Source organism: Rhizobacter sp. P5_C2 (assembly GCF_054049715.1).
In genome coordinates this window covers 115,247-123,094 of record NZ_JBFULV010000003.1, presented here as the reverse complement: position 1 = coordinate 123,094, position 7,848 = coordinate 115,247, and the positions used below count along the sequence as shown (strand labels likewise).

Annotated in this window: 9 protein-coding genes; 3 read left to right on the top strand and 6 right to left on the bottom strand. The window is 67.5% G+C overall.

Going from position 1 to position 7,848, the window contains the following annotated elements; translation table 11 throughout:
- On the top strand, window positions 1–383 hold a 383-nt coding region (locus tag ACXJLU_RS01965), incomplete at its 5' end, for a histidine phosphatase family protein (protein ID WP_457328822.1).
- Here the strand turns inward: ACXJLU_RS01965 and nth are convergent.
- The 6 genes from nth to ACXJLU_RS01935 all read right to left on the bottom strand — a co-directional run bounded on the left by nth (window position 347) and on the right by ACXJLU_RS01935 (window position 4,902).
- The gene (gene nth, locus ACXJLU_RS01960; RefSeq protein ID WP_457328821.1) at window positions 347–1,021 is read right to left on the bottom strand and encodes an endonuclease III; all 675 of its coding nucleotides are present in this window, start codon (window positions 1,019–1,021) and stop codon (window positions 347–349) included. The two genes, ACXJLU_RS01965 and nth, sit on opposite strands and share 37 nt — an antisense overlap.
- A gap of 32 nt (window positions 1,022–1,053) precedes the next feature.
- The gene (locus tag ACXJLU_RS01955) at window positions 1,054–1,191 is read right to left on the bottom strand and encodes a hypothetical protein (protein WP_457328820.1); all 138 of its coding nucleotides are present in this window, start codon (window positions 1,189–1,191) and stop codon (window positions 1,054–1,056) included.
- Between the two features lie 29 nt (window positions 1,192–1,220).
- A complete protein-coding gene (locus ACXJLU_RS01950) occupies window positions 1,221–1,418 on the bottom strand; it encodes a CsbD family protein (protein WP_047502981.1) in 198 nt (65 codons plus the stop codon).
- A gap of 159 nt (window positions 1,419–1,577) precedes the next feature.
- The gene (gene rsxB / locus ACXJLU_RS01945) at window positions 1,578–2,210 is read right to left on the bottom strand and encodes an electron transport complex subunit RsxB (protein WP_457328819.1); all 633 of its coding nucleotides are present in this window, start codon (window positions 2,208–2,210) and stop codon (window positions 1,578–1,580) included.
- Between the two features lie 7 nt (window positions 2,211–2,217).
- Complete coding sequence (locus ACXJLU_RS01940) at window positions 2,218–3,513, bottom strand: polyhydroxyalkanoate depolymerase (protein WP_457328818.1); 1,296 nt, start codon at window positions 3,511–3,513, stop codon at window positions 2,218–2,220.
- Window positions 3,514–3,702: 189 nt separating this feature from the next.
- Window positions 3,703–4,902, bottom strand: a complete 1,200-nt coding sequence (locus ACXJLU_RS01935; RefSeq protein WP_457328817.1) for an amino acid aminotransferase — start codon at window positions 4,900–4,902, stop codon at window positions 3,703–3,705.
- A 216-nt stretch (window positions 4,903–5,118) separates the two neighbouring features.
- On the opposite strand from ACXJLU_RS01935, the gene uvrB reads away from it, so the two are divergent.
- Together uvrB and ACXJLU_RS01925 are read left to right on the top strand one after the other, a co-directional pair.
- Complete coding sequence (gene uvrB, locus ACXJLU_RS01930; protein WP_457328816.1) at window positions 5,119–7,224, top strand: excinuclease ABC subunit UvrB; 2,106 nt, start codon at window positions 5,119–5,121, stop codon at window positions 7,222–7,224.
- A complete protein-coding gene (locus tag ACXJLU_RS01925; RefSeq protein WP_457328815.1) occupies window positions 7,221–7,706 on the top strand; it encodes a low molecular weight protein-tyrosine-phosphatase in 486 nt (161 codons plus the stop codon). Before uvrB ends, ACXJLU_RS01925 begins: the two co-directional genes overlap by 4 nt.
- Window positions 7,707–7,848: the final 142 nt, after the last annotated feature.

Sequence of the window (7,848 nt, the reverse complement as noted above, 5' to 3'; positions counted from 1 at the left end):
CCTCGCCGCTGCGGCGCTGCGCCGACGTGGGCCGCTGGCTCGCGCGCTGGGGCTGGGCGCACCGCATCGACCGCCGGCTGTGCGAGCTGGATTTCGGCGACTGGGACGGGCGGCCGTGGGACGAGATCGGCGCGGCGCCGGTCGACGCCTGGTGCGACGACTTCCTGCACGGGGCACCCGGCGGCGGCGAGACGGTCGCGCAGCTGCTGGCGCGTTGCCGCGCGCTGCTCGATGAGTTGCCGCCGCATGCCTGCATCGTCGCCCATGCCGGCTGGCTGAATGCCGTGCGTTGCGTGCGCGGCGACATCGTGCCCACCCGCGCCGCCGACTGGCCGGCGGCGCCTGCCTACTGCGCGCGGGTGTCCTCGCCGGTGCGGGTGTAGATCGGGTGCGGCCCGCCGGGCCGTGAATCGCAGTACGCCACCACGCCGCATTCGAAGCACAGTGGCTTGCGCGCCTGGCACACGTAGCGGCCGTGCAGGATCAGCCAGTGGTGCGCATCCACGAGGTAGGCCTCGGGCACGCGCTTCAGCAGGCCCAGCTCGACCTCGAGCGCGTTCTTGCCCGGCGCCAGCCCGGTGCGGTTGCTGACGCGGAAGATGTGGGTGTCGACCGCCATCGTCGGCTCGCCGAAGGCGACGTTCAGCACCACGTTCGCGGTCTTGCGGCCGACGCCCGGCAGGGCCTCCAGCGCCTCGCGCGTGCGCGGCACCTCGCCGCCGTGCTCCTCGATCAGGATGCGGCAGGTCTCGAACAGGTTCTTCGCCTTGTTGCGGTACAGCCCGATGGTCTTGATGTGCTGCGTGATGCCGTCGAGCCCGAGCGCCCGCATCTTCCGCGGCGTCGGCGCGAGCGCGAACAGCTTGCGCGTCGCCTTGTTGACGCCGACATCGGTGGCCTGGGCCGACAGCAGCACCGCAGCCAGCAGCTCGAAGACGTTGGTGTATTCGAGCTCGGTGTTCGGCTGCGGGTTGGCGGCCTGGAGCGTCGCGAAGAAGGGCTGGATCTGGTCGGCGTTCATCGCCGGGGATTGTCTCAGCCCCGCGGGTCGATTCAGGGCGGCGCGCTGGCCGCCGGCGGCGGTTCGGTGGTCGGCTTCGGTGTGCCGGACCCCAGCTTGTCGCATGCGGTGAGCGACAAGGTGGCGCCCATGCTGAGCATCAGCAGAACCGCCAACAGCAGTCGGTGCATGTCGGTACTCCTTTGTCGCCTTGCAGGAATCAGTAACGAGATTGCAGCTCGCGGATCTGTTCGCGCGCTTCATCCTCGTAGGCGCCGTGCTTGCGCTGCAGCTTGCCGGCATGGCGTTCGCGCTGGCCTTGTTCGACGTGGTTCTGGTTGCCGGTCACGCGGCCCCAGTTCTCACGGGCCTGGCCCTTGAATTCCTTCCAGCGGCCCCCGATGCGATCGTGATGCATTGCAGCTCCTTGCGCGGTGATGTCGGACGACCGTGATCGGCGATCCGTGGCGCAAGCGTAGGCGGGCAGGCTCGCCGCCGTCGTCGGTTCCGGCCCGGGGTCCGGATAGGACACGGCTGATTCAGCTGTAGGAATCGGCTGACAAACCGCTGGCCGTTGTCAGCCGGGCTTGCGCTGGCGGGCGCGGGCGAGCGCGGCTTCGATGACGCTGCTCTTGACAGTCACCTCGGTGCCGGCGGCCGTCGACGGTGCGCTGCGGGCCGCCATGCGCGCCAGGCGCTCGTGCTCGTCGCGCGCCAGCCGTTCGCGGTGGAACGCGAAGCGCTCGCGCGCCTCGTCGGCCTGCGCCGGGCTCCAGGCGTCCCAGCCGGTGCGGCCCTCGCTGGCATCGACCAGCGAGATGCAGTCGACCGGGCAGACCGGGATGCAGAGTTCGCAGCCGGTGCACAGCGGGTCGATCACCGTGTGCATCGACTTCGGCCCGCCGACGATGCTGTCGACCGGGCAGGCCTTCAGGCACAGCGTGCAGCCGATGCACCAGGCCTCGTCGATCACCGCGAGGCGGCGCGGCCCTTCGCTGCCGTTCAGCGGGTTCAGCGGCAGGCTCGGCAGGCCTGTCAGGCGCGCGAGGCGGGCGATGCCTTCTGCACCGCCGGGCGGGCATTGGTTGATCGCCGCCTCGCCGTCGGCGATGGCTTCGGCGTAGCGGCGGCAATCGGGGTAGCCGCAGCGCGTGCACTGCGTCTGCGGCAGGGCGGCGTCGAGGACGTCGGCGAGCGCGGCCCTGTCCACGGCGCCGTCAGGCCGCCTTGCGCGCGGCGGTCTTGCGGGCCGTCGGCTTGGCGAGCTTGACCGCCTGCTGGTGCGACGCGATGAAGTCGCGCACCTGCGGGTAGACCTTCTCGCGCCAGCGGCGGCCCGAGAAGATGCCGTAGTGGCCGGCGCCGACGACGTCGTAGTGGAACTGGCGCGACTTCGGGATGCCGGTGCACAGCTCGTGCGCCGCCTTGGTCTGGCCGGCGCCGGAGATGTCGTCCAGCTCGCCTTCGATGGTGAGCAGCGCGCTGGTCGTGATGTCCTGCGGGCGCACCAGCTCGCCGTCGACCTCCCAGGTGCCGTTGACCAGCGCGAAGTCCTGGAACACCGTCTTGATGGTGTCGAGGTAGTACTCGGCCGGCATGTCGAGCACCGCGTTGTACTCGTCGTAGAAGGTGCGGTGGAAATCGGCGCTTTCATCGTCGCCGCGCATCAGGTCCATGAAGTAGTCGTAGTGCGACTTCAGGTGGCGGTCCGGGTTCATCGCGATGAAGCCGCTGTGCTGCAGGAAGCCCGGGTACACGCGGCGGCCGGAGCCAGGGTAGTTGACCGGCACGCGGTAGATGACGTTGTTCTCGAACCAGTCGTAGCTCTTGTTCATCGCCAGGTTGTTGACGGCCGTCGGGCTCTTGCGGGCGTCGATCGGGCCGCCCATCATCGTCATCGTGCGCGGCGTCGGCTCGCCGCGGCTGGCCATCAGCGAGATCGCGGCCAGCACCGGCACCGTCGGCTGGCACACCGAGATCACGTTGGCCTCGGGGCCGACGTGGCGGATGAACTCCTGCACGTAGGCGACATAGTCGTCCAGGTGGAAGGCGCCGGCGGCCTGGTCGACCATGCGGGCATCGGTCCAGTCGGTGATGAAGACCTTGTGGTCGCGCAGCAGGGCGGTCACGGTGTCGCGCAGCAGCGTCGAATGGTGGCCCGACAGCGGCGCCACGACCAGCACGGTCGGTTGGTCCTTCATCAGGGTCAGCACCGGGGAATCGTCGGTGAAGCGCTTGAAGCGCAGCAGCCGGCAGAAGGGTTTCTCGAGCGCCACCTGCTCCTGCACCGCGACATCGACCGTGCCGACGCGCACCGACGTGATGTTGAACTGCGGCTTCTCGTATTCCTTCGACAGCCGGTGCACCAAGTCCAGCCCGGCCGACACGCGCTGTGCCATCGGCGTGTGCGTGAACGGCGACAGCGGGTGGCTGTACAGCTTCGAGGAGGCGCTGGCGAATTCGGAGAACGGGCTCAACAACGCGCGCTGGGCTTCATACCACTGGTACAACATACGGGTTTTCCTTTGCGACCGCTTCGCGCAATCGCTTTCACACAAGTTGTGCGTTGCAGCATTCTAGGCAGGCGATGTGGATCGTGCCTGGGGACTGCTTTGGTGCAAACCCGGAAAAGAAGCGAAAAGGCCGCCCAAAATGGTGCGGCCTTCGTTCTGACTGTCACTTGCGTGACAGAAGATGTTGCTTCAGCTGACCTTGGCGATCGCGGCGACGACGGCGTCGATGTTCTTGCTGTTCAGTGCCGCGACGCAGATCCGGCCCGAATCGACGCCATAAATGCCGAATTCGCTGCGCAGCCGTTGCATCTGGTCCTTGTTCAGGCCCGAATAGCTGAACATGCCCTTCTGCTGCGTGATGAAGCTCATGTCCTGCTTGATCCCGGCGGCCTGCAGCTTCTGCAGCAACGCGGTACGCATTTGCTTGATGCGCACGCGCATGCCGGCCAGTTCTTCTTCCCACATCGCGCGCAGCGCCGGCGTCGTCAGCACGGTGGCGACGACCTGGGCGCCGTGCGTCGGCGGGTTGGAGTAGTTGGTGCGGATCACGATCTTCAGCTGGCTCAGCACGCGGGTCGCGTCATCCTTGGAGCTGCACAGCACGCTCAGCGCGCCGACGCGCTCGCCGTACAGCGAGAAGCTCTTCGAGAACGAGGTCGCGACGAAGAAGTCGATGCCGGCGGCAACGAACTGCGCAATCACCGCGCCGTCTTCGGCGATGCCTTCACCGAAGCCCTGGTAGGCCATGTCGAGGAAGGCCACCAGGCCGCGCGCCTTGACGGCCTCGATCACCTTCAGCCAGTCGGCGGGCGTGATGTCGTAGCCGGTCGGGTTGTGGCAGCAGGCGTGCAGCACGACGACCGTGCCCGCCGGCGCGGCGTTCAGCGCGGCCAGCATGCCGTCGACGTTGACGCCGCGCTTGGCCGCGTCGTAGTAGGGATAGCTCTCGACGACGAAGCCGGCGTTGGTGAACAGTGCGCGGTGGTTTTCCCAGCTCGGGTCGCTGATCAGCACCTTGGCGCCGGGGTTCACCCGCTTCAGGAAATCGGCACCGATCTTCAGCCCGCCGGTGCCGCCCAGGCCCTGGACGGTGGCGACGCGGCCGGCGGCGACCTCGGCGCTGTCGGCGCCGAACACCAGGCCTTGCACGGCCTTGTCATACGCCGCGATGCCGTCGATCGGTAGGTAGCCGCGCGGCTTCGGCGACTCCTGCATCTGGCGCTCGGCCTCGGCCACGCACTTCAGCAGCGGGAGTTTGCCGTTGTCGTCGTAGTAGACCCCGACGCCCAGGTTCACCTTGGCGGGGTTCGGGTCGGCGTTGAACTGCTCGTTCAGGCCGAGGATGGGATCGCGAGGTGCCATTTCGACAGCGGCGAACAGCGAGGTCATGGACAGTCCTTGTCAGTAGAGCGGATGCGGGATTTGGGCTAGGCTTCTCGATTGCCCGGTGCATTCACAGCACGTCAGCGGTACAGGAAAAACCCGAGGATTTTAATCGCCATGGCTGACCTGCCACAAAATTCGGCACCAAAACCGGCACTCCGAGCTGCACCAAAGTCGACACCGAAGCTGGCACCGAAAGCACCGCAACGCGGCCCCGACATCGTGCTCGCCGACACGCCGGTGAGCGAACCGGTCGAAGGCGAGTTCGTCAGCTTCCCCGACTCGCCGTTCCAGCTGTTCCAGCCGTATCCGCCGGCCGGCGACCAGCCGACCGCGATCGCCGCGCTGGCCGAGGGCATCGAGGACGGGCTGAGCTACCAGACGCTGCTCGGCGTCACCGGCTCCGGCAAGACCTTCACGATGGCCAACGTGATCGCCCGCATGGGCCGCCCGGCCATCGTGTTCGCGCCCAACAAGACGCTGGCGGCGCAGCTCTACAGCGAGTTCCGCGAGTTCTTCCCGAAGAACGCGGTCGAGTACTTCGTCAGCTACTACGACTACTACCAGCCCGAGGCCTACGTGCCGCAGCGCGACCTGTTCATCGAGAAGGACAGTTCGATCAACGAGCACATCGAGCAGATGCGGCTGTCGGCCACCAAGAGCCTGCTGGAGCGGCGCGACGTGGTGATCGTCGCCACCGTCAGCGCGATCTACGGCATCGGCAACCCGAGCGACTACCACCGCATGGTGATGACGCTGCGCGCCGGCGACAAGATGGGCCAGCGAGACGTGATCGCGCAGCTGATCCGCATGCAGTACCAGCGCAACGAGATGGACTTCAGCCGTGGCACCTTCCGCGTGCGCGGCGACACGATCGACGTGTTCCCGGCCGAGCATTCCGAGCTGGCGATCCGCATCGAGCTGTTCGACGACGAGGTCGAGACGCTGCAGCTGTTCGACCCGCTGACCGGGCGCATCCGCCAGAAGATCCCGCGCTTCACCGTCTACCCGTCCAGCCATTACGTGACGCCGCGCGACCGCGTGGTCGCGGCGATCGACACCATCAAGGCCGAGCTGCGCACGCGGCTCGACGAGCTGGTGAAGGGCGGCAAGCTGGTCGAGGCGCAGCGCCTGGAGCAGCGCACCCGCTTCGACCTGGAGATGCTGCAGGAGATCGGCCACTGCAAGGGCATCGAGAACTACACGCGGCACCTGTCGGGCGCGGCACCGGGCGATCCGCCGTCGACGCTGGTCGACTACCTGCCGGCCGATGCGCTGATGTTCCTCGACGAATCGCACGTGATGATCGGCCAGCTGGGCGGCATGTACAACGGCGACCGCGCGCGCAAGACCACGCTGGTCGAGTACGGCTTCCGGCTGCCGTCGGCGCTCGACAACCGGCCGCTCAAGTTCGAGGAGTTCGAGAAGAAGATGCGCCAGGTGGTGTTCGTCTCGGCGACGCCGGCCGACTTCGAGAAGCGCAACGCCGGCCAGGTGGTCGAGCAGGTGGTGCGGCCGACCGGGCTGGTCGACCCGCTGGTCGAGGTGCGGCCGGCCACGCACCAGGTCGACGACGTGCTGCAGGAGATCCGCGACCGCGTCGAGATCCACGAGCGCGTGCTGATCACCACGCTGACCAAGCGCATGGCCGAGCAGCTCACCGATTACCTGAGCGACAACGGCGTCAAGGTGCGCTACCTGCACAGCGACATCGACACGGTGGAGCGCGTCGAGATCCTGCGCGACCTGCGGCTCGGCACCTTCGACGTGCTGGTCGGCATCAACCTGCTGCGCGAAGGGCTGGACATCCCCGAGGTGTCGCTGGTGGCGATCCTCGATGCCGACAAGGAAGGCTTCCTGCGCGCCGAGCGCTCGCTGATCCAGACCATCGGCCGCGCGGCGCGCAACATCAACGGCAAGGCGATCCTGTATGCCGACAAGATGACCGAGTCGATGCGCCGCGCGATCGACGAGACCGAGCGGCGCCGCGCGAAGCAGATCCAGCACAACCTGGAGCAAGGCATCACGCCGCGCAGCGTGAAGAAGCAGATCCGCGAACTGATCGACGGCGTCTACAGCGAGAAGAGCGCGAAGGACGACCTGAAGAACGCGGCCGAGACCGCCGAGGTCGAGGCGATGAGCGAGAAGGACCTCGGCAGGCGCATCAAGCAGCTCGAGAAGCAGATGCTCGAGCACGCCCGCAACCTCGAGTTCGAGAAGGCGGCCCGGGTGCGCGACCAGCTCGCCCACCTGCGCGAGCAGGCCTTCGGCGCGCCCGGCACCGACAACGTGGTGCTGCTGCCGGCGGCAGACGCCCGCAAGGCATGACGGCGCCGGTGCGGGTGCTGATGGTCTGCCTCGGCAACATCTGCCGCTCGCCGACCGCCGAGGCGGTGCTGCGCCACAAGCTGCGCGCGGCGGGGCTGGGCGATGCGGTCGCGGTCGATTCGGCCGGCACGCACTCGTGGCACGGCGGCGAGCCGCCGGACCCGCGCTCCGTCAGGCATGCGGCGCGGCGCGGCTACGACCTGGCGAATTTGCGGGCGCGAGTCGTGACGGCGGCTGATTTCGAGCGCTTCGACCTCATCTTGGCGATGGACTGGGACAACCTCGCCGAACTGGAAGAGCGCTGCCCGCCACAGCACCGCGCCAAGTTGGGGCGGCTGACGCAACACGGCGTGCGCTTCGCGAGCCCAGCCGTGCCGGACCCGTACCAGGGCGGGCCGGATGGCTTCGACCACGTGCTCGATCTGGTCGAGGACGCGTGCGACGGACTTGTCCAGCATCTGTCCTCGTCAAGGATCGAATAACCCCACGGAACTTTCAGCCCCAATGCCGACCAAAAAACTAGGTTTCATCTATACTTGAGTAATCCTCTCGGGATCATTCCGAGGGTTACCCCGGGGAAGGCAAGCGGGGACTCGACAAGCGTGAAATCGCCCTCATCTGCTT